A 26,571-nucleotide genomic window follows, 5' to 3' on the forward strand; every position below is an offset into this window, starting at 1 on the left:
CCCCCGGAACTAGGAGGAAAATTCTCGATGCCAAGATCTAACGGTATGCACAAAGCGTGGAAGTGTTTCGACTCGGCCCTGTCCTTCGGGGCCGGGGTCGCATTCGACACGATCCAATTCTTCAACAACTACCGGCCTAACCCGTCGTTCACGCCCAAGTGGTCGGACAAACCTCTGCTCAAGTCGTGGGAGAAGACGAAGCCCACGCTGGGTTGGCCGCGGAAGACCGATTCTCTCTGCCCCAAGTGCGTGGTCGAAGCCCGGGAGAAGATTCTCGAGGGTCAGGAAGACTACCGCGTCCTGATCGACGAGAAGGTGGGCGAGATCAAGGCCACCATCATCGAGCGGGACGGACAGGTCTGGATGGTGAAGGAGTGTCCGATTCACGGGAAGTGTGAGGACCTCATGGCCATCGACTCCAAGTTTCTCAGTTGGATCGAGTCCAACTTCCCGGGACGGGATATCCGGTCCCACAATGACGCCACGCTCCACAACCACGGGTCCAGCACCATCAAGCACGGGCGGGGCAGCGTCCTGACGGTCGACCTCACCAATCGCTGCAACATGATGTGCGATCCCTGCTTCATGGACGCCAACCAGGTCGGCTATGTCCACGAGCTGGAGTGGGAGGAGATCAAGGAGATTCTGGACAACTCGCTGCAGATCAAGCCCCGCAGGCAGATGTCCGTGCAGTTCTCGGGGGGCGAGCCGACCATGTCGCCCCATTTCTTTCGAGCTATCAAGTACTCCCGCAAGATCGGCTACAACAGCGTCCAGGCGGCCACCAACGGGATCGAGTTCGCCAAGAGCCTGGAGTTCTCCAAGAAGGCGTACGAGGCGGGACTGCGCTACACCTACCTGCAGTTCGACGGCATCGGCAACGACGCCAACAGCCACCGCCACATCGGCAACTTGTTCGATGTGAAGATCAAGGCCATCGACAACATCCACAAGGCGGGGATCGAGATCATCCTGGTCACGACGCTGCTCAACGACGTGAACAACGACCAGGTTGGCCCCATTATCCGCTTCGCCATGGACAACCCCAAGAAGGTGGCCTTCATCGCCTTCCAGCCCGTCTCCTTCACCGGCCGGGACGAGGCCATCACCGACGAGCGGAGGCTGCGCCAGCGGTACACGCTTTCTCACCTGGCCCGGGACGTGAAGTCCCAGACGGGATACACCGAACCCACGCGGGATTGGTTCCCCCTCTCCCTGATGGGCGCGTTCGCCGATTTTGCCGACGTGGCCCACGGCCCCAACGCCGATTGGGGGCAGGTCAGCTGCGGTTGCCATCCCAATTGCGGCGTGGGAACCGCCATGATGATCGACAAGGAGACCAAGGAGGCGGCGCCGGTTCCGCAGTTCCTGAACATCCCCGGCCTGGTCAGCGACATGCGGAAGGTGACCGACGCGGCTCGCGGCACCAAGTTCTCGAATTTCATGATCGGCCTGGCCCTGCTCAAGAACTACAGTCCCTTCAGGGCGCCGTCCCGCCTCACTCTGCTCGACATCCTCAAGAAGTTCGACAAGAGCTTCGGACTGAGCGGCAAGGACTACGGCCAGGGCAAGGACCGGCGGGACGATCCCTGGAATTTCCTCTTCGTGGCCGGCATGTGGTTCCAGGACCTGTTCAACTACGATTTCCGCCGGACCGAGATGTGCATCATCCCCTACGCCACGCAGGAAGGAGAGATCTCATTCTGCGCCTACAACACGGGTCATGGGTGGCGTCAGATCATCGAGAACATGCACAAGAACGCGACCGTCGCCCAGTGGTACAAGGAGCACGGCCGTCACCAGATCTTCGCCGGCGGCAAGGATGCGCCGCTGCAGAGCTACGATCACTCCTTGCAGATCCGCGCCGACGACGCAGCGCGCGTCCGCGACCGGGGCGACAAACCCCAGACCGCCCGCGACGAGAAAATGGCGAGGCGCAAGGCCCTTCGGGAGCAGGCCGCGGTGCGTGAGTACTACGAGGAGATGGTGCTCAAGAAAAAGAAGAAGAACGACCTGGTGACCTTGAATGTCGGCTGACCCGGCGTCAGCCGGTTCGGTCCCGACCGTTATCGACACGAATGGAGGCTCGCGGTTCGCCGCCAGCCTCCATTTTTGCGTTTGGCAACCGGTATGGATGTCCGCCGCCGGTTGACAGTCCGCGGCACAGGTTGCCGCACCGACAAGGAGGCCTCATCGTGACCCAACTCGCCGAAAAAAGATGCATCCCCTGCCGGGGCGGAGTTCCGCCGCTGACCGCTGACGAGATCGCCCCCCTTCTGGACCAGTTGCAAGGATGGGAAGTGGTCGAGGACCATCACCTGCGCAAGCTGGTTCGGTTCCCCGATTTCGCCGAGGCGCTGGCCTTCGTCAACCAGGTCGGAGAAGTCGCCGAAGCGGAAGACCACCACCCCGACATCTATCTGGCCTGGGGAAAGGCGGAGATCACCCTCTGGACCCACAAGATCAACGGCCTCACCGAGAGCGACTTCGTCCTGGCCGCCAAGATCGACCGGCTGGCGCCCAGTTGAGCCAACTTGAATCGTCGAGAGTCGAGGCGGATGGTCCCACGTTGATTCCGGTGTACTGAAACTCGTCAACTTGGATGTGCGACCCTGGCCATGTGTCCCACTTAGTTTCGATCGAAGGGCCGGGGTGGCGCTCGCGCGATGTCTGGCCTTCGTACGGTCAACAGCGGACATCCGAGCATTCCCGATCCGGGCGCCCACAAGGGGCGTCCTTACGGCCTCCGCCCCGTTGATGAATGCCGCCCCTCTCTTCGTCCTTAGGGGCAGCCCTTGTGGCTGCCCTGGGGCGATCGATCAAGTGGGGACAGACGACCGGTCGACCTCGGAGGTTGGCTCCCAAGGATCCCAACATCCTGGCCACGGTTTCGAACGCGGACGCTCAAACGAGGTGAAGGTGTGTTGGGCGCAAGATAGCCATCCGTTCGCATCATGACCCGTAAGAGGTTGCTGGATCTCTTCGAGAATCTATACGTCTGGAAGCGGCGGGGAATACGCGCGCCCCACAAGCCGTTGCTGCTCCTGCTTGCGCTGGGGCGAGTTCTCGACGGGCGGGAACGGCTCGTTCCCTACACACAGATCGAGAACAGCCTGAAGGAGTTGCTGCGACGTTTCGGCCCGCCTCGCAAGGCGTTCCATCCGGAGTTTCCATTCAACCGTCTACGCAACGATAAGCTTTGGGAGGTCCCCGGAAGCGAGATCCTGTCACGCACCGCGAGTCGAGACTTTCTGGTCGGGGAGCTTCGGGAACATGGCATCAAAGGCGGATTCCCGGAATGGGCCTACGAACTATTGCGTAATGACTCGGAAATTGCGCGAGAAGCCGCACAGGGACTCCTGGACGCACATTTCCCGGAGTCGTTGCACGACCAGATCCGTGTCGCCACCGGCATTCCGTACCCTTGGAAAGTTCGAGAGACGCCGGCTCGCCGACGCGACCCGGCATTTCGTCGCGAGGTGCTCCGGGAGTATGAGTATCGTTGTGCCGTCTGCAACTTCGACGTCCGACTCGGCGATGACCTTATCGGTCTGGAGGCGGCACATATCATGTGGGTGGCCGCCGGCGGTCCGGACAAGGTCGCAAATGGATTGGCGCTGTGCGGGCTGCACCATAAGGCATTGGACAGGGGAGCGTTCGGTCTGGAAGCCATTGGCGCGAACTACAGGGTGCTCATTTCCAGCGAAGTCCACGGCCAGAGCGATCCGATCCGGTGGTTTCTCGATTACCACGATAAGCCGCTCCGCCCCCCTCGGAACCGGCGACTGGATCCCGACCCCGAGTACGTGAACTGGCACCGGAGAGAGGTCTTCCGTCCGCCGCCACTGGGTTGAGGCGGGAACTACGAGTCCAAGTCCTCTGCCGGCTGGCGGTTGGCAATCACAAGGGGAGACTCGGACAGGGTGAGCCCTTCACCCCCGACCCGACTGGAGGCCAGTCGCACGAGTGCCGTTCGCTGGTACGAAAATGGGTCACATTTGATGACGATGTTGACACCGACCAGTCGAATGAATAGACTGGTCTATTCATTCCCGACGGAGACCGGTTCCATGCAAACCATCGGATCCTATGAGGCAAAGACCCGGTTACCCGAGCTGCTTCGTCAGGTAGAACAGGGCGAGCAATTCACCATTACGCGCCGGGGCGTCCCGATCGCTCGAATTGTCGGCATGGAAGATACCATCGAGGACCGTCGCGCGATCATCGAGCGCATGAAAGCCGCACGGGCGCGACGAACATCCATTCCCGTTGTGGAACTGCTCGACGCCCGCGATGAGGGGCGCAGACCCTGATGCCTTTCGTTCTCGACGCGTCGGTCACCGCATGTTGGTGCTTTGCCGACGAGCAGGCGACGGTCGCGGACGCCGCCATGGAACGCTTGCTCGACGACGAGGCAATCGCGCCGGCTCTCTGGACAATTGAGATTCGCAACATCTTGATCGTCAATGAGCGACGCGGCCGCATCGAATCTGGTGACGCGGACGCCTTCTTGAGTGATCTCACCCGACTACCGATCCGCGTTCGCCACGATGCGGACGAACGGGCGCTCCTGGCGCTCGCCCGGAGACATCGGCTCACCGCCTACGACGCGTCATACCTTGATCTTGCCGTTCGCACAAGCGTCGCCGTCGCCACGTTGGACCGTGCGTTGGCTGATGCAGTTCGCGCCGAGGGACTTCAACTGGTCGGTGAGTGATCCCCGCTCCGGGTTTGTCCAGACGTGTGCAGGACATCGAGTGGAAGGTTTGTCCGACGGGTGCGGGCGCGCGTCATTTCGATCAGAGCACGATCAGGTTCTGGTCCGATGAGGGCGGCGTGATTTCGGGGTGGTTCTTGCGGATGAAGGTCAGGTAGGGCTCTCCGCCGGGAGGTTGCCGCAGGTGATAGCGGACCTCCGACTCCACCCACTCCATGCAATTCAGGATATCGGACGCTCTGAGGTTCAATTCGAGATCCTGCCGCAGTTTCTCCAACATCTCCTGAACGGCGCGGATCAGCGCGGAGACCATGGGGTCGGCCGACTTGTGCTCGTAGATCACCCCCCGCTCCTCGGACTGGTAGGTTTTCCGCAACAGCCGGATCGCCTCCTGCACATGCCGGTCGTGAAAACTGCTCAGGCCCTGCCCGTAGCGGAGGACCTCCTTCTCGATCTCGTCGATGAGCGGACGGTATCGGCGCATGTTCTCGTAGAGTCGGATTCGGCGGTCCCTGCCCTCCTCCTGGCGGAGCTGGTCGACATATTTTTTCCCGGCCTGATGGCCGTGGCCCGACGTCAGATAGGCGCAGTCGGCCGGACAGGGGATCTCCACCACCCGGAGGCGGCCACAACAGGGGGCGCAAATGAGCGTGCCCTTGGCCGGACAGTGGCGCTTTCCCTTCCTGCTGTTGCACAGAATGCATTTCATGCCGCGAATCTCCGGATTCCCGATCGCGCCGAAAAGATACCATCGTGAGGTCGATTTGGCTTGCTTGAGAATTCGACGCCGAACCCAATCCCGCCCCCGTCGAACTGCGCTCAAGGCGTTCAGAAGGGCTATACTGTCTTCGTGGCGAAACGAGTCTTCACTCTGGCCGAAGCCAGAAAAATACTGCCCCTGGTCAGGAAGCTGGTGTCGGTCGGAATGAATCTGTCCGGCGAGATTTCCCGTTACAAGGAAGCCGTCCAGGAGCTGGCCAAGAGCGCCGACCTCAACCGGGGAAGCCCGGAAGGCACGGCCTACATGGAGCGTCTCCTGCAACTGCAATCGTGCGTCGCCCGGCTCCAGGGCCTGGGCTGCCTGGTCAAGAGCGTGGATCGGGGACTCATCGACTTTCCCCATATGAAGGAAGGGCGCGAGGTCTACCTTTGCTGGAAACATGGCGAAGAAGACATCTTCTACTGGCATGAGATCGACGCCGGCTTCGCGGGCCGCAAGCGGATTCCCGAGGACTGAAAACGGAGGGTGACATGAGACAGATCAAGCGTGTTCTCGGGGTATTCGGGACGATCCTCTTCCTGGCCTCGACTCACTGTTCCAGGAACATGGAGGAGCCCGCCGCCGGTGGTGCGGTTTCTTCCGGCACGGTATCGGCGGCGGGTGCTGCCGGCGACCTGCTCTTTACGGCGCCCGACGGATGGATCGAGGAAACGCCGACCTCATCGATGCGGAAAGCTCAGTATCGTCTTCCCCGCGCCGGCGGCGACTCTGAAGACGGCGAATTGGTCGTGTTCCACTTCCCGGGGCAGGGAGGCACGATCGAGGCCAACATCAATCGCTGGGTGGGGCAGTTCAGTCCGGACGAAACCGGCGGCGGCCCGTCAAAAGCCGAGGTCGCCCCCCGGACCGCGAACGGAGTCCGCCTGATGCTCGTCGACGTCTCGGGCACCTACCGTCCTTCATCGGGGCCCATGATGCGGCCGGGAGATCCCAAGAAGGGCTATCGGATGCTGGCCGTCATCGCACAGACGGCGTCGGGCCCCTGGTTCTTCAAGCTCACCGGACCACGGAAAACCATCGACAACTGGCACCAGGACTTCCTGGCGTTCCTGGACACCATCCGTCCCGGCGGTTGAAGCTGACACTGCCGTGAGACTCACGACGCGCAATCGGTCACTGCCGGGGATCCTTCTCTTTCTGTTCATCGCCGGTTCATGGCTGGAACCCGTCCAGCCGTCTTCCAACCAGGCCTCGCCGTCGATCCTGCAGGATCGGGCCCGGGAGATCATGGACCGGGTCGACCGGATGCTGCGCGGAGAGTCCTCGACGGGAACGGTCCAGATGAAGGTGGCGACCCGGAGGTGGAACCGCAGCATGACTCTGCGGATCTGGTCCGAGGGCACCGACAAGGCCCTGATTCGGATCCTGGCTCCCAGGAAGAACCGCGGAACCGCCACCTTGAGGGTGGGTTCAAACATGTGGAACTACCTGTCCAAGATCGAGCGGGTCATCCGCGTCCCCACGTCCATGATGATGGGCGCATGGATGGGGTCCCACCTCACCAACGACGACCTGGTCAAGGAGAGCCGCCTGGTCCGGGACTACGACATCGGGATCTCCTTCGAGGGCGAGAAGGAGGGAGTGCCGGTCTGGGAGTTCGAACTCGTCCCCAAACCGGAGGCGCCGGTGGTCTGGGGCCGGATCGTCTACCGGGTCCGGCAGGCTGACCTGTTGCCGGTCTGGGCCCGGTACTACGGCGAGGACGAGGCTCTGAAACGGACCATGAGCTTTTCGGACTATGCGGTCATGGGTGGGCGGCGGATTCCCACGCGCATGAGCATCGTCCCCGAAAACAAACCGGGGGAATCCACCGAGATGATCTACAAGGATCTCTCCTTCGACGTTCCCATTGCCGAAAAGACCTTCTCCCTCTCCAATCTGCGGGCAAGACGGTAATGGTGTTTCTCCTGGGATGGAGGAATCTGTGGAGGAATCCTCTGCGAAGCCTCATCACCATCGTCGGCCTGGCTTCGGGGTATGCCGTCCTGATGTTCCTGGTCAGCATCACCGAGGGCATGCGGGTCCAGATGCTCAACAACGGCACCGATCTGTTGGTGGGGCACGTTCAGATCCACCACCCGGAGTATCTGCCCGACCGGGACCTTTACGAAACGTTGGGAGGCAGCGAGGGGACCGATTGGCGGGCCCTCGCCGAGAGGCTGCGGCGCGAACCCGAAGTGGCCGCATCCACAGCCCGGATTCACGCCGCCGGTCTGGCGTCCACGGGTGAATCCTCAGCCGGAGTGGCAATCGTGGGGATCGATCCGGTTCAGGAATCCAAGGTCAGCGGGCTGCAGGGGCAGGGGAGCCCGAAGAATCTCCAGGGACGGGGCCTTCTTCTGGGGGAGAACCTTCAACAGGAGCTGGTGGCCGGAACGGGAACCGAGATCGCACTGGTCACCCAGGCCGCCGATGGAACCATCGGCAATGATCTCTACCGGAACCGGGGAACGCTGCGCACGGGCATGGCGTTTCTGGACCGGTCACTGATGCTGGTTCACTTGACGGACCTTCAAGAGTTGTTGTCGCTGGCGCCGGAGCGTATTCATGAAATCACGATCAAGCTTCGCGATCCCGGACAGGCGGAGGCGTTTGCGACGAGACTGAACGATTCGGACATCCTTCCCCCGGGCGCCGTGGCCCGGAGCTGGAGGAGCCTCCTTCCCACCCTGAGCGACTACCTGGACATGGTGACCGCCAGCTACGTCGTCATGATCGGGCTGGTGGGGCTCTTCGCAGCGTTGGGCGTCCTCAACACCATGCTCATGTCGGTCTTCGAGAGGGTCCGGGAACTGGGAATGCTGTCGGCCCTGGGCATGCGGCCGGCCTCGGTGGTTCTCACCGTCGTTTCCGAGAGCATCGCTCTGGCGGTGGCGGGTCTGGGCACCGGCCTGGTCCTGGGCAGCCTGCTGGTGTGGCATCTGAGTTCCACCGGACTGGACCTGAGATCCTGGATGGGCGAGATCTCCTTGCTGGAGACCCGGATGGATCCGGTGATTCCCGTTGCCTGGTCCTGGGTCGCCGTCTGGTTGCCGGCCGTGGGGCTGCTTCTGGCCACCGTCGCCGCATCACTGCTCCCGGCTCTGCGGGCCGCGTTCGTGAATCCGGTCCTGGCCATGAGAAACCTGTCGAAAGCCTGACTGCGTGAAGATCATTCTCAAGCTGGCCTGGAGAAACCTGGGGCGCAACCGGCGCCGGACCGTTTTGACCGCGGCTACGGTGGCGTTGGGACTGGCGCTGCTGCTGGTGACATTCGGGCTGGGGGACGGCAGCCATCTCCAGATGATCGACAACGCTGTCCGCATGGGTTCCGGCCACGTCCTGATCCAGCACCAGGGTTATCACGACCACGGCGGCGTTCAGCGGGCGTTGGAAGCGGAAACCCTGTCCCAGGTCCGAGTCTGGATCGAACAGGAGGGCTTCGATGGCTCGGTTCAGAGTCGGGTGGAGCGAGTCTTCTCCACGGGGCTCGCCTCCTCTGCCGATGGTTCAACGGCGGTCCGGGTCATCGGCTCCCAACCCGGGCCCGAGAGCGAGGCCTCCAAATACGGCGAGAAGCTGGTGGCGGGAGAGTTCCTGAGTTCCGAAACAGGAGACCAGGCTGTCGTCGGCGCCGGTGTTGCCAGGAAGCTCGGCGTGGGCTTGGGTTCGAAGTTCGTGGTTCTTTCCCAGGCCTCGGGAAGCGCCGAGCTCCAGTCCCGTCTCCTGCGGGTCCATGGAATCCTGCGGACGGGAATGGACGAACTGGACCAACGACTGGTGATCATCCCGTTGGAGGCCGCCCAGGAGTTGTTGCTGTTGCCCGGTCAGGTCCATCAGGTCGCTGTCTTCATGGAAGACGTCGAAGGAGCCCATGCGCTGGCACGGCGCGGCCGGACGGATCTGCCCGCGTCGGCCGAAGTGCTGGACTGGGCGGAAGCCATGCCGGAACTCATCGAATTCATTCGCATGGACAACGCCGGAAACTATCTGTTCAACGGTATCTTTCTCCTCCTCATCGCCTTCGTGGTCCTGAACACACTGATGATGTCGGCGCTGGAACGGAGGCGCGAATATGCGCTCCTGGACGCGCTGGGATTAACCCCTGCCGGGCGTTTCCTCATGATGTTCACCGAAGCGGTCCTGTTGGCTCTGTTTTCAACGGCCGCGGGGCTGGCTCTCGGCTATGGCGCGCATCTGTATCTGGAGTCCCACGGGCTGCCCCTGGAAGCCTTTTACGATGGGGAAGGGGATCTGTCCGCCGCCGGCGCGGTGATGGACCCGGTACTCTACTCGCGGCTGTCGAACGAACGCCTTCTCGTCTCGGCATCGATCATCATGTTCTTGACCATGATTCTGGCTCTGGTCCCGGCGTGGCGAGCCGGGCGCCGGGTCAGCGTACAGTTGCTGGGACGAATGTAGATATGGCCCATTCGAGCGAACCGGACCTTCTTCGGCTCGAGAATGTCTCGCGCGTCTACCTGCAAGGAGAGCAGACGGTTCACGCCCTGCGAGACGTCGACCTGACCATCCGGCGGGGTGAACTGGTGGCCGTCGCCGGTCCTTCCGGATCGGGCAAGACCACCCTGCTCAACGTCTCATGTGGAATCGACCATCCCACCCGGGGCCGGATTCGCCTGCAGGGGATCGATCTGGCTGAGAGAAGCCGCAAGCAACTGACCCGGCTCCGGCTCGAGCGGGTCGGATTCATCTTTCAGGCCAACAATCTGTTGCCGGTGCTGACGGTGCAGGAAAACGCCGAATTCATACTCTTGCTTCGAGGAGTGCCGCGGCGTCAACGCCGGGAGAAGGTTCGGGCCATTCTGGAGGAGGTGGGATTGGGTGGACTGGAAGACCGAAAGCCGGACCAGCTGTCAGGCGGACAACAGCAGCGCGTGGCGGTGGCGCGGGCGGTGGTGGCGAAGCCGCCTTTGATTCTGGCCGACGAGCCTACGGCCAACCTGGACAGCCGCACGGCCCTCTCCCTGCTGGATCTGATGGAGAGGCTCAATCGGGAAAACGGGACGACCTTTATTTTCTCCACCCACGATCCCAGGGTCATGGAACGGGCCAGGCGGACCATCCGCCTGGTGGATGGGGAAGTCGATGCCGACGATCGGCGGTAGTCCGAGGCATTGGCCCAGGCTTCTTCCTCTGTTCTGGATGCTGGCCACGCCTGTGCTCCAGGCCCAGGACCTGGACTGGGGCGGATCGATTCGGTCCTATCTCTTCCTGAGAGAGAAGCTTGCGCCGACGGCCAGGCGTGATTCCGAGCTGGCCATATTCCGTTTGACCTCCAATTTCGAGTTCACGCGGCGCGCCCGCGTGGAATCCCACGCCATACTGAATTTCCTGTCTCCTCCGCTGTCCGCTTCGGCCGATCTGGCCGATTCCTCGGCGAATCTCTACCTGCCGATGGAGCGCCATCTCATGAACCGGACCGAGGGCCGCCTGCTGGCCGCTTTCGACCGCCTGAACCTGGAGCTGGAGTTCGACCCGCTGAACGTCATCGTCGGGAGGCAGGCACTCACCTGGGGCGTCAGTTACTTCTGGCCGGCCCTGGATCTCTTCGCTCCCTTCGCTCCCCAGCGCCTCGACCGGGACTACAAGCCGGGCATCGACGCCGTCCGAGGCGTAGTGCGCCTGGGGCAGTTCTCCGAGCTGGAGGTGGTGGCCGCCTCGTTGGGTCCCGATCCCGGAGAGGACGCCGCCGCCGGGTTCCAGCTTCGGCTGAACGCCGGCGCAGTGGACGTGGGGTTCATGGGGGGGAGTTTCCACGGGGACGACGTGGCCGGTCTTTTCGTGACTTCCGACGTTGCCGGGACCGGACTGCGGGGCGAGGTCAGCTGGACACGGTCCGGAGACGCCGCGGACGCGGAGCGGAACCGGGAGACGTTTTGGAGGGGGTCGGTGGGCGTCGATCAACAATTGACGCCTTACCTGACCTTGATTCTGGAGGGCGCCTACAATGGGTATGGGACCGGGGCGCCCGGAGAATATCCCCTCTATTTCGACTCGGACCGGATCTCTCGCGGCGAGGTCAACGGCACGGGCCAGCTCTACGGAGGGGTTTCGCTGGCTATGCTCCTGCACCCTCTCTTTACTTTTTCCACCACCGCACTCGTTAACGGGAGCGACGGCTCTCTCCTCTGGCTCCCCTCTTTGACCTGGTCCACCGGCAATGACTCGGAATTTCTGGTGGGAAGCCAGTTCGGATTTGGCGCCAATCCTGGAGTGGACGGCCAGCCGGGAACCGAGTACGGGGCGGTTCCCAGGACCCTTTTCTTCGGCTTCAAGCAATATTTCTGACGGCGCCTCCAGCTCTGGAAGAGGAACCGGCAAGTCGAAACGAAAAAAACCCGCGACGAGTCCCCGCGGCAACGGGAGACACTGGGGCCAAACCCTTGCGGCTGAATCCTTTGGCATCAGACTGGCGTGGTAATCTGCCGGACAGCCATGCGAGTCATTCCTTGCCTATTGCTCCTCCTGACCGTACCACTGTTCGGACAACCGCCTCCGGCCACGGACGGCGCACCCGAGGGGATCCGGATCACGCCGCTCGCCAGGGCCTTCCAGCCGGGTGAGGTGATGCTGGTCACCCTGACCGCTCCGCCTACCGTGGATCGCGTGGCATTGCGGGTCTTTCAGCAGAAACTGCCTCTCGACCCCGGCCTGGGAGAGGTCCCGACCAACTGGTGGGCACTGGTCGGAATCGATCTGGATACGAAACCGGGTGGGTATCTGCTCCGGTTCGATCTCTACGAGCAGGACCGTATTTTTGCCCGGGCGGATCACCGCATCACGGTCAAGAACAAGAATTTCCCGACGCGCAGACTCAACCTGCCGGAAAAATTCGTGACGCCTCCGAAAAAGTCCCTGGCTCGAATCAAGCGGGAACGCCGGCTCGTTTCCGGCATATTCGCCGAAGCGGGCAGCGAACGCCACTGGGCCGGGTTTTTCCTCCGGCCCGTTCCGGGGCGGGCCAACAGCAGTTTCGGCAAGCGGAGCATCCTCAACGGCAAACCTCGCAGCCCCCATAGCGGAACCGACTTTCGGGCCTCCAGGGGCACTCCCGTCAAGAGTCCCAACGCCGGAGTGGCGGTGCTGGCCCGGAATCTCTACTACGCGGGCAACACGGTGATCCTGGACCACGGCCAGGGACTGTATTCCTATTTCGCCCATCTCGATGACTTTACGGTCAAGAAGGGGGACCTGGTGGAACGCGGAGACCTCATCGGTCACGTCGGGTCCACGGGCCGGGTCACGGGTCCGCACCTGCACTGGTCCGTTCGACTCCGGAAAGCCCGGGTTGACCCGCTGTCTCTCATGGAAATCCTCGCCCGCTTTGAAGCGAGCTGAAGACAGGGCGAAGGAACGGTCTCGAAGGCCGCCACACCCTCCACCCGATTGCAGACCGAATCGAATGCCCGTGACGACCTTCGCCACGGGCTGGTAGGGTGCAGCAAATGCCGATCTGGATCGCCCTGGCGGCCATGGCTTGGACGGCCGCGGAAATGGAGGACCCCTTCCTCCGGGATTTCACGAGCGCCCTCATGCGGGTCGACTACTTCCATACCGGAACGGCCACGAAGGAGCGTTTCAGCCTGGATCGAATCCGGGTCGAAGGCCCCTGGGCCGGGAATCCGCGCCGCGTGCTGGATTCGACCGGCTTGGGCAAGTACCGCTTCCGGCTGACCGATCCCGAATCCGGGCGTGTCCTGTTCTCCAGAGGGTTCTCCAGCATCTACGGGGAGTGGGAAACGACGGAAGAGGCCAGACAGGAAATCTGGCGCACGTTTCCGGAAGCGGTCTGCTTTCCGGAGCCGCGGCGAACCGTGCGGTTGGAACTCCACAAGCGGGACCACCAACAGGTGTTCCAGCCGGTGTGGGATCTTTTAATCGATCCCCGAGCCAACGAGATCGACCGTTCTCCAACCAGACCCGGCGACGCGACGACACTGATGCGAAACGGTCCCTCGACGCGGAAGGTGGACCTTCTTTTCCTGGGAGACGGGTATCCGGAAGAAGACGAGTTCAAGCGGGACGCAGAGCGCCTTGCCGAGGCCCTCTTCCGGGTCGAGCCCTTGGCTTCGCGCCGGACCGACTTCAACGTGACAGTCCTCTTTACGCCGGCGCAGGCCGCAGGCGTGTCCCGGCCGGCCGCCGGCGTCGCCAGAAATTCGCCTCTGGGGGCCAGTTACGGTGCCCTCGGATTGAAGCGCTACATCCTGACCACGGACGACCGGGCCTGGCGGGATGCGGCGGCCTCCGCTCCCAGCGATTTCGTCGTCATCCTGGTCAATGAGGAGGAGTATGGAGGAGGCGGAATCTTCAATCTCTACGCGGTGGTGGCCGCGGATTCTCCCTACAGCTCCCACCTTCTCGTGCATGAATTCGGACATCTCTTCGCCGGTCTCGGAGACGAGTACTACACTTCGACCGTGTCCTACCTGGACCTCGTGGCGCCCGGCGTGGAGCCTTGGGAGCCGAACATCACGGCCCTTCTGGATCCGGCCCGGCTCAAATGGGGCCACCTGGTGCAGGAGGGAACGCCGCTTCCCACTCCTTGGGACAAGCAGGGACACGAGATCAGAAGCCGGAGCAATGGAGAGAATTCGGACGCTGGAACGACGGTTGAAGAAAGGGACCCTCAGCGGCGCGTCGTGGGCGCTTTCGAAGGGGCCAGCTACACGCCCACCGGGCTGTACCGTCCCGCGCTGACCTGCATCATGTTCAGCCGCGATGAACCCGATTTCTGCCCGGTCTGCAGGGAAGCCATCGAGAAGATGATCGATTTTCACGTCAGGTGACGGTCCGGGATCCGGCGGAGGTGAGAACATGCGATTGGAGCAGATCAGAAGAGTCGGAGTCGCGGGAGCGGGCACCATGGGAACGGGCATCGCCCAGCTCTTCGCCGAGGCGGGCTTTGACGTCACCTGGTACAACCGGTCGGCGGCCGGCATTAAACGGGGTCTGGCCGGGGTGCGCCGCAACCAGAATATCCTCATGGAATCCGGGACCCTGACGGCGGAGGAATCCAGAGAGTCCAGGGCCCGCCTGAACTCCACCCTGGAGCTCTCGGATCTGGCCTCCGTCGAATTCGTGGCCGAGACCATCGTCGAGGATATGGACGCCAAGATCGGGCTGTTCCGGTCGTTGGCTGAGATTTGCCGTCCCGATGCCGTCCTGACCACCAACACCTCGTGGTTGAGCATCTCCCGATTGGCAACCGCCGTGTCGGGGCCGGAGCGTTTTTCCGGTCTCCATTTCCTGAACCCGGCCCACCTCATTCCACTGGTGGAAGTCATCCCCGGAGAGGCCACGTCGGACCGGACCGTCGAATTGGTCATGGGCATGGCCCGCCGCATCGGAAGAAGGCCCATCGTGGTGCGGAAAGAGGTTCCCGGATATGTCACCGTCCGGCTCCAGGCCGCCCTGGTTCGGGAGGCGGTCCACCTGGTGCAAGAGGGTGTCGCGACGAGCGCCGAGATCGACGTGGCGATGAAGGACGGATTGGGAATGCGATGGGCGCTGCTGGGTCCCCTGGAGATCGCAGATCTGGGCGGCCTGGACGTCTTCAACATCGTCACCCGGAACTTGAACCCTCACCTGTCGGCGGCCCGGGGAGGCCTCCGGCTGCTGGAGACGCTGGTGGCGTCGGGCCGGCTGGGCGTCAAGAGCGGCGCCGGTTTTTACGACTATGCCGGAGACGAATCGGGGAAAGTGCTCGATGACCGGGACCGGAGGCTGCTCAAGCTGCTCCGGATCAAGTCCGAATGAAGCCGGGGCGAATGCCGCTGCCGGTTGTGAATCTTGGCTGAACGGCTATTGGCAGGGGCCGGCATCCGGTAGGCTCGACACCGCGGATGGCGAACATGACCCAACCCCACTCCTTCCGCTCCAGCTCGGAGGCGGTGCGGACATCGACCGGCATCGTCATTCCGGTTTACTTTCCACCCGGCGTGGATCGGCAGGTGGGTCACGACCTGCTGGCGGACACCGTCGATGCCTGCGTCCGCCAGGTCGAACGTCCCGGGTCCGTCTGTTTGAGCGTGGACGGCGAACCCTACGGGAGAGACGTGGGAGAAGTCCTGTCCCGCCGGTTCCAGGTCCGGCTCACCTGGCGCCGCCGGAACAAGGGCAAGCTCCAGGCCGTGCGGCAGGGCATGGAGGTCTTGTTGGAGGAAGGGGGCCATGACTATCTGGCCGCGCTGGACGCGGACGGGGACCATTTCCCTCACGAGCTTGCCAACGGGATCCGGTCGGCCCAGTACGCGCGGCGTCACGACCCGGATCTGGAAGTCCTGGTGCTGGGCCGAAGAATCAGCCGGCACCGGCCCATGGGCCTCATGAGGGGCGAGATGGAGGAGTTGGCCGACCGCGTTCTCCTGGACGCACTGACCTGGTCGGCCGCGGTCCGGGGGGCTCCGTTGCGGCTTGAATACGCCACGGTGCTGGAGGAGTTTCCCGACTTCCACTCCGGATTGAAGATTCTCAGCCGCGGCCTTGCCCGGCGGGTCTTCCTGACCGAGCCCGATCTGTGCGGGGGGACGGAGGACGCCTATTTCAAGCACGGCTGCGAGGCGGTGGTGACCGTGGAGAGCCTGCTGGCCGGCGGCTGCCTCGTCGTGTTCAACCGGACCACGCTCAACGAGCCCGTGGTCTCCTCGTTCGGACTCCTGGAACGCACCCGCATGGTGGCCGACAAGATCGTCTGGCCCTGCCGCCGTCTCGGGATTCCCGGCCATTTCGTCCGGCAGTGGCTGCGAAACCATCTGCCCCGGCTGCTGTTGAGCACCCTTACCCCGCAGGGGAGAGAGGAATTGCAGCAGATCCGCCGGCTCGTCCTGGAGGACCTGGGCCTGGAAGACGACCCAAACGAACCCATCGAGGCTCCACTGATCATCTGAAATGATCCCGATTCCTGTATCGATCCGGGTGCGCTTTCAGGAAACTTCCAGGACCCCCTTGATGTAGGCCGCGTCCTTGGAGTCGTCGCCGAAGGCGCCCCTCACCGTTTCCAGGGAGGCGTAACGGTGGGTGATGAGGGACCGGACGTCTACTTGACCCGTCTGAATCAGTTCCACGGCCCGGGTCGTGGTCTCGGACCGCCCGGTTGCCGGATTCAGCGCGCCCGAGGCCCCCACCGAGACCACCAGCGTCGGCTCCAGGAAAAGGAGGAGATTGATGACGCTGAGATCGGTCCCCTGGTGCCCATGCCCGTAGAGCAATACGGTGCCCTGCTTTCGAATCAGCGAGGAGATGGTCCGGAAGGCGGCCCCGCTGCCGGTGGCCTCGATGAGGAGGTCGATCTTCCGGCCCCGGGTCAGGTGGGAAACCCTCTCCACCAGGTCGGTTTGTCCCACGTCCAAGGGCGTTCCTCCGAAACGCTTCACCAGGCTCAGCTTTTCCGGGACGCGGTCCGCCACCAGGATGACCCCTTCGAATCGCACTTCCCTGCGGAGGTTCTGTAGAAACAGGAGGCCGGCGGGTCCGGCGCCCAGGATCAGGACGTTTTCGATCGGCCGGGACCCGTGGGAGCCCGGTTGGAACATGTAGCGGGCGTGCGTGCGCACCACCCGGTCCAGGGCGTGGAGGATGCATCCCAAGGGTTCCGAGAGGGCGGTCTCGGGGAAACCCATCTCCCCCTCCAGCCGGACCGCGTTCACCGCGGGAATCGCCACCCGTTCCCGCATGCCTCCCGGAATGCCGGTGATGCCCAGTTCCTGATAGTGGAGGCACTGGTGCGAGTCGCCGCCGTCACAGTACTCGCAGACCGGAGTGATCCGCTGGCTGTAGCAGTTCAGCCCCTGGTCCACGGCCACCCGGTCACCGGGCGCCAGGTCCCGAACCTGGGAGCCGGCTTCCAGAACGGTCCCGCAGAATTCGTGCCCCAGGATCTGGGGCTGGACGGAGAGAGGAATCGTCCGTCCTTCGCCATCGGAGTTGTAGTTGGCTTCGCCCTGAAAGATGTGGAAGTCGGTGCCGCAGACGCCGACCGCACCGACCTGGATCAAGACGTCGTGATCCCCGCATTCCGGTTCCGGCACGTCGGCCACCTCGAGCCGTCCGGGGCGTTCCAGCAGCAGCGCCTTCATGGGATGCGGTTGATGTTAACAGCCCGTGGTAAAAATCGTCACGGCATTCGACCGTCCCTCCACAGGCGCGGACGGCGTTGCTATGGGCCCACATACTCCCGGTATGCGCACCCGTAGCGCCTTGTCCGGCGGGCGCAGGAACGGTCTCGGTGCTCGCGGGACTTTCACCACGGACTGTCACCAGCCGGAGCCGGCGACTTTCACGCCTGTCCGCGCAGCGAACCGGCGGAATTCCCGGCATCGGAGACGGGGACGGCCGGCGGGGTCAGTAGGGATACCGAGACGTAGGCGAGGGTCGAGAGAATCACTGCCGGGAAGACGCGGTGGACCAGGGCGCCCTCGGGAAGATGGGGCCAGATGATCAGGCAGGCGATGCCCGCGGCATAGGAAGCCACGACCGCCTGGCCGTTGCCCCGGTTCCAGTAGAGTCCGAACAGCAGGCTGGGCAGAAAGCAAGCGGCGTAGAGGCTCCCGGAGAACGCCGTGATGGAGACGACGCCGCCCGGCGGATTCAATGCCACCAGGGCGGTCACGACGGCGAAGAGTGCGACGTAGATGCGGGTGGACTGCAGACGCGCGCGTTCGCTGCGTTCCTTCCAGACCAGGCCCACCAGGTCCCGCTCGCAGGTGGAGGCCACCACCAGAAGCACCGAGTCCAGAGAGGACATGGCGGCGGACACCATGGCCACGAACAGGAAGGCGCTCACGAAGGGACCGAAGACCTCGCCCCCGGCCAGCAGCGCCGGAACGACCCGGTCCGTGTCTTCCAGACCTGGAGGCAGAATCCGTCGCGCGAACAGCCCGATGGGCGTCAGCAGGCTGAAGACCAGCAGAAAGATTCCCGGGGAGATCCAGGTGCCCTGGCGGACCGCCCGTTCGTCCTCCAGGGCATAGAAGCGGGACAGTTGCCGGGGCTCCACCAACGCCTTGATGGTGGTGGCGAAGATGACGCCCAGCAGGAGAGTCAGCGGGAGTGGTCCCGCCACCGAGGAGGGAACCTGGTCCACGGCCTGGGAGATCGGCTCCCAGCCGCCGGCGGCCCGCCAGGTCCCCGTAAAGAGCACCACGGCGGCGACGATCATCATGCCGCCCTGGATCACGTCGGTCCGGACCACCGAATGGAAGCCGCCCACGGCGGTGTAGAGCATGACCACGACCAGAACCATTCCGATGGCCGTCCAGTAGGGGACCTCCAGGACCGCCTCCAGCAGGTTGCCGATTCCTTTGAAGACCGCCGTCATGTAGATCACGCTGGAGAAGAGGACCAGCAGGGCCGCTCCCACCCGGGCCGGAGTGCTGGCGAAACGGAATCCGATGAAGTCGGGGATGGTGACCGATCCCAGCGAGGCGGTCCGCTCCCGCAGCCGCGGCGCCACCCAGATCCAGGCCATCCAGGTGAAACCCACCGCGAAGGGCACCAGGAGCAGCCAGGACAGCCCGTAGCTGTATGCCTGCCCCGAAAAACCCACGTAGCTGTTGGTGCTGGCGTAGGTGGCGAAAAACGAGATCCCCAGCGTGACGCCTCCCAGGGACCGTCCGGCGACGAAGAAGTCCAGCCAGCCCCGGGTCCGGCGCTGCCCGATCCAGGCATGGTAGACCATGAGAGCCGTGTAGACCCCCAGGAGCGCCAGGACGAGGCCGTGTTCCCCGATCCAGGTCACGACGGGAGCCTCGGCGTCACCGGCCGCTCTCGCTCAGGTAGGCCGCCAAGGTCTCGATGTTTCGGGCGAAGGTCCGGGAGCTGAGGATCCGCTCCAGCGGCGGCTTGTCTCCGCGAAAGACGGTCAGCCTGCCGTTCTCGTTCAGAGGGATGGTCCGGTCGTCGATGGTCACGACCATGTCTTCGGCGGCGAAGAGAGAAACCACCGGGCCGGCCTTGCCCACCGATCCCTCCTCGACCCACGCCCCCCGCGGGTCCAGGCTCCGCACCAGGCTCCCCGCCAGGCGGGCCAGCTCCGGGCCTGACGGGTACGCGGTCTCCCCCCGCCAGGGTGAGAGCCCGCGGAGGCGCTCCGGGCGTCGAATGGCCGAGGGGTCCCGGGAGAGCAGCGACCGGTATTCCTGCTCCGCCTGCTCCAGGCGGCCGCCGTCGGTCCAGAGGCCGTAGTGGCGGATGACACTCACCGGCGAGTAGCTCAACTCGTACCCGTCCAGCAGCCGGCTGGATCCCGCTTCCACCCGGACCCGGGTCCCCTTGGTGATGAAGAGGGGGCGATTGGTGCCGAGCTCGTAGAATCGGGCCAGACAGAGTGCGCCGGGACCACATCGGCCGCCTGCCTGCCGCCAGGGCCCGTCGGCAGGCAGGTCGGATTTCCGCAGGTATTCGACGGCTCTGGGGAAGGGCTCCAGGTATTTCTTCCGTCCGGTCTCGCGGTACAGCACCAGGAGCATCTGCAGGACGGCCTGAGACTCGGAACCGGTGACCGACGGCGGCTCGAAGATCCTGCCCCAGGCGGGGTGCATGCGGCTGTCGTACTGCTGAGCCCAGGCCGGTTGGGGATCGGGCATCTGGGCCAGCAGGAGGAAGTCGCCTCCCTTCGCAGCCACTTCCCGGTAACGAGGCTCCCCGTAGATTCGCGCCGCTTCCAGGAGGGTGTCGATGACATCCAGGATGGCGTTGTCGTTGAGGGTGTAGTGGTGGCGGTAGTCGGGACCCGGCCATTCGCGCGGCCACGAGCCGGGATACGCGGCGGACCGGGTACCCGGGAGGCCGGAATCGGCGACGTCCCGAAATCGTTGAGGCCACGCGCCGTTGGGGTATTGGGCCCGGGCCAGTTGATCCAGGGCGAAGAGGCTCGCCTCGTGGATCTCGGCGTCCTGGAATTCCAGTTCCCGATCCACCCGCATGAGGAGCCGGAGCGCGCCCTGGGTGACGTTGTCGTCCAGCGTGCTGGCCGCCCTTGAACCGGGGGAGCCGTCTTCCGGAACGGAATCCGGCCTCTCGGCACAATCCCCGTCGACCCGGTAGGGGTAGGAGCGGCGTCGTTCGGGGTCCAATTCGATGATGTAGTCCCAACCCCCGGAACAGTGCTGACCCCGGACCAGCAGCAGGGCGGTTTCCCGGGCCGCCTCCAGATAGTAAGGGTCTGCCGTGGCCTCGTAGGTCCTCAGATAGGCCATGCCCACCAGGGGGGTTCCGCTGGTCTGCACCGTTACCTGGGTCGGACCGTGAGCGGCCTCGGACCGTCCATAACTCAGGTCCGTGGCGTACCGGAAGTGATAACCGCCGGAATTGGACACGCGAGTGCGGAAGAATTCCACCGCCTGTTTCAGGGCCCTCCGGACCTCGTCCGGGTCGGAGCCAGCCGTCTCCGGGCCTTCCGGAGGCGGAGCGCACGCCATCGGCCCCACCAGGATCCAAAGTGCTGCGAAACCTGAGCGAAGGCGCTTCTCGAAGTCCGATTTCAGTGCCACGAATCCTCTCCTCCGTTTGGTTGGCGAGGGTCAGATCGACCGGAGCAGAGTATGTTTCCGGCCCAGGCTCCGAGTCAACGCGCGGCTCGGGAGAGGCGAATTCCAGTCGCCCGTTCCTCTGCTCCCTTGTTCGCTCATTCGCCCGTCGGTCGTCGGGAATGCGGCGGTTGGATACCGCCGCTCCGCCTCGACGCCAGGTCCCGCAACTCCGCATTCGCACGGTCGGCGATCTCCCGATCGCCGGCAGCAGCCGCGGCACGGCTCAGGCCCCGCAGTGAGAGCGCTCGCCGGGGCGCGCGCTCCAGGGACGCCTGGAATGCCTCCACCGCATCTTCGGCCCGGTCCATTGCCAGCAGGATCTCGCCCAGCAGTTCGAGGGCCGGTTTGGGAGGCAACGGCGGTCCGTAACCGAATGGCGTCTGCTCCTCGAGCTGAACGGCTTTGCGAAGCGTCGCTACGGCCGCGTCGGTCTTTCCGTCTTCGAACTGCAGCAGGCCATCGAGTTCCAACGCGGCAATCGGCAGTGAGGATTCTTCATCGCCTTCGGCGTCCGACTTGGCCTGAAGCTTCTCCGCCCATTCGCGGGCGCCGGCGAGGTCTCCGGTCTTGAGCGCGCGAATTCCCTCGGTGAGCGCGTTCACACCCCAGGCCCCGGAGCCCAGATCCTGGTCGTCAACGGTCCGCACGTCGGCGGCCCATTGTTCCCCGTCGATGAGGAAGTGTGCGCGCATGTAGGCCTGGTGTCTGCGTGCCCGGCTCGAGTCGGCTTGGGCGGCATCCTGCTCGACGATCGACAACTTCTCCCGGGCCTCGGCCAGCATTCCCTTTTGCAGATACGCGTATTGCATCCACGAGAGGGCATGGTAGCCCCGGTCCTCGCTTCCCAAGCCCAGCCGCGCCACGCGCTCTTCGGAAGAGTTCCATGAGTCGATGTTCGACGAAATGCATTCGTCCCACATGCCAAGAGCCAGGAAGATATGCGAGGGCATGTGCTGAGCATGGGGCGCCGCCGAGGCCACTTTCGAATAGCGATGCGCGTAGGGCAGGCCGAGAGGGGCGTGGATCGGATCGTCGAAAGCGTGGATCAGGTAGTGCAGTGCTCCCGGATGATCGGGGTTCCGGCGAAAGACTTCCTGGCCGATCGATGCGATTTTCATGTACGTTCGAAAGTCGCGCTCCCCTCCGGTCACGGCGAACATGGAGACGGCATGGAGGCTGGCGGCTTCCAGGTCCTCCGGATGGTCTCTCGATAGCTGCCCCATGGCCTCGGAGTAATCTTTCCAGCGCCGATCCTGCTCGCCATCGCCGAACAGGATTGCCGCGGCGTCCAGGTAAGCCTGCTCTCTCGAGGTGACGGCCGGGTTCTTAGGAGCCTTCTCGAGTGCCGACCGCCCCTGATCCAGGTTCTCGTTGTGCCAGACCGGCCGGTAGTGCGTGAGCGCCTCTCCCCAATAGGCCAAAGCGAATGAGGAATCGGCGGCCTGGGCGTCTTGAAATGCCGACGCCGCATCGTCGTACTCGAAGCTGTGCAGGAGCAGCATGCCCCGCAGGAACGGTTCCTGGGCGGCGGCGCCACCGCTGTTGGGAAAGCTGATGACGCCCAGTTGCGGTCCGGCTTCAGGCACCGTTTCGCTTGGATCGCCGACCCTGGCGCCGGAAGTGACGATGTCCGTGACATCGCACGCCGAAGCCAGGAGAAACACGCCGGCAGCCATCAGAAATTGTTTCATCTTTTCCCTCCCCAATGGGTCCCGCTCCCCACGTTTCCCGAGCCGGCCGGGTCGCCTGCCGGCTGGACCGGACAACTGACCTGGCCGACGCCGCGGCAATTGACAGATTCCGACGTTCTGGTGCTAGAATATCCTTTCTCGCGGGACACTTCCCCGCTGCAAGTTGCACGAGTGGGCTGGTTGCCGGCAAGTGAACCCGAACTCACCTCCGACGGATGACCAGCGGACAACAGAGAGTGACCGGTCCGTGACCGCCGAAATGTATCAATGAGGAAGGAGAACATGGAAAGCTCCCCCCGCACCATGATCGAAGCCCAGGGGCTCAGCAAGTACTACGGGCCCTTCGTCGCCATCGAGGACATCAGTTTCTCCATTCCGGAAGGCCAGATCGTGGCCTTTCTGGGGCCCAACGGCGCGGGCAAGTCCACCACCATGAGGATCCTCACCGGCTATCTGGCCGCCAGTGAAGGCTCCGCCCTCATCGGTGGTCTCAACATCCATGAGAACCGGCTCGAGGCGTCCCGGATTCTGGGTTACCTGCCCGAGAACGGGCCCTTGTACCTGGACATGACTCCGTCGGAGTTGCTCAGGTTCTTTGGAGAGGCCCGCGGCCTGGCCGGTGGCGAGATGGAGGAGCGAATCGGCGCCGTGAACCGGCAGTTCGCACTGGACGACGTTTTGGAGAAGCCCATCGGGAAGCTCTCCCGGGGATACCGGCAGCGGGTGGGGCTGGCCCAAGCCATGCTCCACGATCCCGACGTCTTGATCATGGACGAGCCCACTGCCGGTCTGGACCCGAACCAGATCCGGGAATTCCGGTCCAGCATTCAGGAGCTGGGCAAGCGCAAGACGATTCTCATTTCGACCCACATTCTGCAGGAGGTGGACGCCGTGGCCGACCGGGTGCTCTTCGTCCACGACGGGCGGATGATCTTCGACGGGAGTCCCCGGGAATTGATGGAGGACGGGTCCCTGGAGAATTCCTTCTACCGCATGACTCAGGCTGAATCCGGCGGGGCCCCTGTCTCGTCCGGCAACGGATCAGACGCGGAGGAGGCCGGAGTTACCGAAGCGTCCGAATCGGGAGGTGGAGAGTGAAGCGACCCGAGATCAACACCACTTTCGTCCTGGCGCTGGTGAAGCGGGACCTGTGGAAGTACTTCACGAGTCCCACCGGCTACGTCTTCATCACGCTGTTCATCCTTCTGAGCACGGCGGCGGCCTTCTGGCAGGATCGTTTCTTCCTGGACAATCTGGCCAATCTGGACCAGCTCAACTACATGTTTCCCTACCTGCTCCTGTTCTTCATTCCGGCGCTGACCATGTCGGTCTGGTCCGAGGAGAGGAAACAGGGCACCGACGAGCTGCTCTTCACGCTCCCGGCCACGAGCCTCGAGATCGTCATCGGCAAGTACCTGGCCACCCTCGGCATCTACACCGCGTCGCTGGTGCTCTCCCTGAGCCACGTCCTGGTCCTGAGCTGGCTCGGCAGTCCCGACCTGGGACTCATGTTCAGCAACTACGTGGGTTACTGGCTGCTGGGAGCGGCTTTGATCGCCGTGGGGATGCTGGCCTCGTTGCTCACGGCCAACGCCACCATCGCCTTCATCGTCGGCGCCGTCTTCTGCGCCTTCCTCGTCCTCATCGACCTGATGGGTTCCTTCGGAGCCGGTCTCGGCGAGTTCCTGGCGCCCCTCGGTGTCTACCGGCACTTCGATGACTTCGCCCGCGGCGTCATGAGCTTCTCCGGGCTCCTCTACTTCCTCTCCATCGCCGGGCTGATGCTCTACGTCAACGTGCTCCTGGTGGAGAAGCGGCATTGGCCGCGACAGGCCGAAGGGCGTCCCATGTGGCTCCACCATGCGGCGCGGACGGTCGGACTGGTTCTGGCGGTGATCGGCCTCAACGTGATTCTGGGACGCGCGGGCATCCGGGTTGACGCCACGGCCGAGGGCCTTCACTCCCTGAGCGGCGAGACGGTCTCCCTGATCTCCGAGTTGTCCGGCGAACGCCCCGTCTTCATCCAGGCGTACGTAAGCCCCGAGGTCCCGGAGCAACTGGTGCAGACCCGGGCCAATCTGCTGGGAGTGCTGGGAGAGATCGAATCGGTGGGAGGCGCGCGGGTCCAGGTTCTGATCGAGGACACGGAGCCCTTCACCCAGGAAGCCCGGGACGCCCGGGAGAAGTTCGGAATCACCCCCCGGCAGGTCCCCCATCTGGGCAGCGCCCGCGCCGGCTTCACCGACGTGTTCCTGGGCGTGGCCTTCACCTGCGGCGCCGAGGAGCAGGTGATCCCCTTCCTGGAGAGGGGGTTGCCCATCGAGTACGAGATCACTCGCAGCGTCCGGGTGGTGGCCAGGACGGAACGGAAGAAGGTCGGAATCCTGGGCACCGAAGCCAAGCTCTTCGGCGGATTCGACTTCTCCAGCATGCGCAGCAACCCGGCATGGCCGGTGGTGGAGGAACTGCGGAAGCAGTACGACGTGGTGCAGGTCTCGGCGGCGGCTCCCATCCGTCAGGAGTTGGACGGGCTTTTCGCGGCCCTGCCCTCCTCCCTGCCTCAGCCGGAAATGGACAACCTGCTGGAATATATCCACCAGGGAAACCCCACGCTCCTCCTGGTGGACCCATTGCCCATATTCAACATCGGGCTTTCCCCTTCGGAGCGGTCCGGCGCCAATTCCAATCCCTTTCAGCGGCAGCAGGGGCCGCCTCCCAAGCCCAAGGGAGACATCCTGGGCCTGCTGGCCAGGATCGGAGTCCGTTGGGACAAGGCCGGGATCGTCTGGGACAGCTACAATCCCCACCCGGATCTGGCCCACCTGCCGGAGGAAGTGGTCTTCGTCGGCGAAGGGAACGACAACGAACAGGCCTTCAACCGGGAGCATCCGGCCAGCCTCGCCCTCCAGGAATTGGTCTTCCTGTTCCCAGGACACGTGAAGCGGGAGGCGGGCTCCGATCTGGAATTCCGGCCCCTGGTTCGTTCGGGAGAGGCGTCGGCGGTCCAGAACTACTCCCGCATGGTTCAGCGGAACTTCTTCGGTGTCCAGTTGGCCCGCGGGCTTCCTCATCGCCCGGATGACCGGGAGTACATCCTGGCCGCGCACGTCCGGACCAGGGACTTGGAGACGGAGAAGGGCGAATCCGATTCTGAAGCTGAGGCATCTCCGGAAGAGGCGTCGGAGAATGCCGACGCGAAACCGGACGGAGAAGGCGAAAAGAAGGAGGAAGAATCCGAGCGGGTCAACGCCATCGTGGTGGCGGATCTGGACTTCATCTCCCAGCAGTTCTTCTCGATCCGGGCTCAGGGACCCGAGACCCTCAACTTCGACAACGTGACCTTCTTCCTCAACTGCATGGACGTCCTCATGGGCGACGAGTCGTTCGTGGCGCTGCGCAACAAGCGCGTCCGCCACCGGACTCTGGAGCGGGTCGAAGATCAGACTCGCAGCTTTGTCGAACAGCGGGTGAAGGACGAAGAGGAAGCCGAGGAGGTGGCCGAAGAGGCCCTCAAGCAGGCGCAGGAGCGCTTGCAGGAGAAGGTGGACGAGGTGCGCGAACGCCGGGACCTGGACGCTCAGGCCAAGCAGATCATGGCCCAGAACCTCCAGGAAGTGGAGAACCGGCGGTTCGAGGTGCTGAAGGCCAATATCGAGGCCGAGAAGGAGTCCAAGATCAACGCCAGCAAGGAGAGCATGGAGAGTCAGATCCGGAGGATCCAGGGCAACATCCGGACCTACGCGGTCCTGTTGCCTCCGGTTCCCGTGTTCGTGCTGGGCGTGCTCATCTTCGTGCGCCGCCAGCGCCGGGAAGAGGAGGGCGCCCGTGCGGCGAGAAGGTTGAGGTCATAAA

At 63.8% G+C, this 26,571-nt stretch carries 23 protein-coding genes; 18 read left to right on the plus strand and 5 right to left on the minus strand.

All coding sequences use genetic code 11. The features are described 5' to 3' along the window. Positions 1–45: 45 nt before the first annotated feature. The 5 genes from OXT71_17975 (at position 46) to OXT71_17995 (ending at position 4,717) form a co-directional block, all read left to right on the plus strand. The gene (locus tag OXT71_17975; GenBank protein ID MDE2928280.1) at positions 46–2,037 is read left to right on the plus strand and encodes a radical SAM protein; all 1,992 of its coding nucleotides are present in this window, start codon (positions 46–48) and stop codon (positions 2,035–2,037) included. A 158-nt stretch (positions 2,038–2,195) separates the two neighbouring features. Continuing rightward, on the plus strand, positions 2,196–2,528 hold the full coding sequence (locus tag OXT71_17980) for a 4a-hydroxytetrahydrobiopterin dehydratase (protein MDE2928281.1): 333 nt from the start codon (positions 2,196–2,198) through the stop codon (positions 2,526–2,528). A 426-nt stretch (positions 2,529–2,954) separates the two neighbouring features. After that, complete coding sequence (locus OXT71_17985; protein MDE2928282.1) at positions 2,955–3,854, plus strand: HNH endonuclease; 900 nt, start codon at positions 2,955–2,957, stop codon at positions 3,852–3,854. A 216-nt stretch (positions 3,855–4,070) separates the two neighbouring features. After that, positions 4,071–4,313: a type II toxin-antitoxin system prevent-host-death family antitoxin gene (locus tag OXT71_17990; GenBank protein MDE2928283.1), complete on the plus strand. Its 243-nt coding sequence runs from the start codon at positions 4,071–4,073 to the stop codon at positions 4,311–4,313. Further along, positions 4,313–4,717 carry a type II toxin-antitoxin system VapC family toxin gene (locus OXT71_17995; protein ID MDE2928284.1) on the plus strand — a complete coding sequence of 135 codons (405 nt, stop codon included), beginning with the start codon at positions 4,313–4,315 and terminating at the stop codon, positions 4,715–4,717. The genes OXT71_17990 and OXT71_17995 overlap by 1 nt, the downstream gene beginning before the upstream one ends. An 82-nt stretch (positions 4,718–4,799) precedes the next feature. Here OXT71_17995 and OXT71_18000 read toward each other — a convergent pair whose 3' ends face one another. Continuing rightward, complete coding sequence (locus OXT71_18000; protein MDE2928285.1) at positions 4,800–5,426, minus strand: hypothetical protein; 627 nt, start codon at positions 5,424–5,426, stop codon at positions 4,800–4,802. A 141-nt stretch (positions 5,427–5,567) separates the two neighbouring features. On the opposite strand from OXT71_18000, the gene OXT71_18005 reads away from it, so the two are divergent. The 11 genes from OXT71_18005 to OXT71_18055 all read left to right on the plus strand — a co-directional run bounded on the left by OXT71_18005 (position 5,568) and on the right by OXT71_18055 (position 16,387). Beyond that, positions 5,568–5,954, plus strand: a complete 387-nt coding sequence (locus OXT71_18005; GenBank protein ID MDE2928286.1) for a DUF2203 domain-containing protein — start codon at positions 5,568–5,570, stop codon at positions 5,952–5,954. A gap of 14 nt (positions 5,955–5,968) precedes the next feature. Next, the gene (locus tag OXT71_18010) at positions 5,969–6,574 is read left to right on the plus strand and encodes a hypothetical protein (protein ID MDE2928287.1); all 606 of its coding nucleotides are present in this window, start codon (positions 5,969–5,971) and stop codon (positions 6,572–6,574) included. A 13-nt stretch (positions 6,575–6,587) separates the two neighbouring features. Beyond that, positions 6,588–7,394, plus strand: coding sequence for an outer membrane lipoprotein-sorting protein (locus OXT71_18015; GenBank protein MDE2928288.1), 807 nt, complete (start codon positions 6,588–6,590; stop codon positions 7,392–7,394). Further along, positions 7,394–8,638, plus strand: coding sequence for an ABC transporter permease (locus OXT71_18020; protein ID MDE2928289.1), 1,245 nt, complete (start codon positions 7,394–7,396; stop codon positions 8,636–8,638). Before OXT71_18015 ends, OXT71_18020 begins: the two co-directional genes overlap by 1 nt. A gap of 4 nt (positions 8,639–8,642) precedes the next feature. After that, the gene (locus tag OXT71_18025) at positions 8,643–9,899 is read left to right on the plus strand and encodes an ABC transporter permease (protein MDE2928290.1); all 1,257 of its coding nucleotides are present in this window, start codon (positions 8,643–8,645) and stop codon (positions 9,897–9,899) included. A 2-nt stretch (positions 9,900–9,901) separates the two neighbouring features. After that, positions 9,902–10,603: an ABC transporter ATP-binding protein gene (locus tag OXT71_18030; GenBank protein MDE2928291.1), complete on the plus strand. Its 702-nt coding sequence runs from the start codon at positions 9,902–9,904 to the stop codon at positions 10,601–10,603. Next, positions 10,584–11,786 carry a hypothetical protein gene (locus OXT71_18035; protein MDE2928292.1) on the plus strand — a complete coding sequence of 401 codons (1,203 nt, stop codon included), beginning with the start codon at positions 10,584–10,586 and terminating at the stop codon, positions 11,784–11,786. The genes OXT71_18030 and OXT71_18035 overlap by 20 nt, the downstream gene beginning before the upstream one ends. Positions 11,787–11,933: 147 nt before the next feature. Next, positions 11,934–12,836, plus strand: coding sequence for a M23 family metallopeptidase (locus tag OXT71_18040; GenBank protein MDE2928293.1), 903 nt, complete (start codon positions 11,934–11,936; stop codon positions 12,834–12,836). A 107-nt stretch (positions 12,837–12,943) separates the two neighbouring features. Continuing rightward, positions 12,944–14,287, plus strand: a complete 1,344-nt coding sequence (locus OXT71_18045; protein MDE2928294.1) for a M64 family metallo-endopeptidase — start codon at positions 12,944–12,946, stop codon at positions 14,285–14,287. A 28-nt stretch (positions 14,288–14,315) separates the two neighbouring features. Next, the gene (locus tag OXT71_18050; protein ID MDE2928295.1) at positions 14,316–15,257 is read left to right on the plus strand and encodes a 3-hydroxyacyl-CoA dehydrogenase family protein; all 942 of its coding nucleotides are present in this window, start codon (positions 14,316–14,318) and stop codon (positions 15,255–15,257) included. Positions 15,258–15,352: 95 nt separating this feature from the next. Next, positions 15,353–16,387 carry a hypothetical protein gene (locus OXT71_18055; GenBank protein ID MDE2928296.1) on the plus strand — a complete coding sequence of 345 codons (1,035 nt, stop codon included), beginning with the start codon at positions 15,353–15,355 and terminating at the stop codon, positions 16,385–16,387. Between the two features lie 36 nt (positions 16,388–16,423). Here OXT71_18055 and OXT71_18060 read toward each other — a convergent pair whose 3' ends face one another. The 4 genes from OXT71_18060 to OXT71_18075 form a co-directional block, all read right to left on the minus strand. Continuing rightward, a complete protein-coding gene (locus OXT71_18060) occupies positions 16,424–17,575 on the minus strand; it encodes an alcohol dehydrogenase catalytic domain-containing protein (protein MDE2928297.1) in 1,152 nt (383 codons plus the stop codon). A gap of 200 nt (positions 17,576–17,775) precedes the next feature. Further along, positions 17,776–19,236 carry a hypothetical protein gene (locus OXT71_18065; protein MDE2928298.1) on the minus strand — a complete coding sequence of 487 codons (1,461 nt, stop codon included), beginning with the start codon at positions 19,234–19,236 and terminating at the stop codon, positions 17,776–17,778. A gap of 16 nt (positions 19,237–19,252) precedes the next feature. Next, complete coding sequence (locus tag OXT71_18070) at positions 19,253–20,989, minus strand: hypothetical protein (GenBank protein ID MDE2928299.1); 1,737 nt, start codon at positions 20,987–20,989, stop codon at positions 19,253–19,255. A 134-nt stretch (positions 20,990–21,123) separates the two neighbouring features. Beyond that, entirely contained in the window at positions 21,124–22,719 is a 1,596-nt protein-coding gene (locus OXT71_18075; protein MDE2928300.1) for a hypothetical protein, read from the minus strand. A 282-nt stretch (positions 22,720–23,001) separates the two neighbouring features. Here OXT71_18075 and OXT71_18080 point away from each other — a divergent pair, with 282 nt between their 5' ends. Both OXT71_18080 and OXT71_18085 read left to right on the plus strand, forming a co-directional pair. Further along, positions 23,002–23,817, plus strand: a complete 816-nt coding sequence (locus tag OXT71_18080; protein MDE2928301.1) for an ABC transporter ATP-binding protein — start codon at positions 23,002–23,004, stop codon at positions 23,815–23,817. Continuing rightward, on the plus strand, positions 23,814–26,570 hold the full coding sequence (locus OXT71_18085) for a Gldg family protein (protein ID MDE2928302.1): 2,757 nt from the start codon (positions 23,814–23,816) through the stop codon (positions 26,568–26,570). Before OXT71_18080 ends, OXT71_18085 begins: the two co-directional genes overlap by 4 nt. Position 26,571 lies beyond the last annotated feature (1 nt).

It is taken from the genome of Acidobacteriota bacterium (assembly GCA_028874215.1).
Taxonomy (GTDB): domain Bacteria; phylum Acidobacteriota; class UBA6911; order RPQK01; family JAJDTT01; genus JAJDTT01.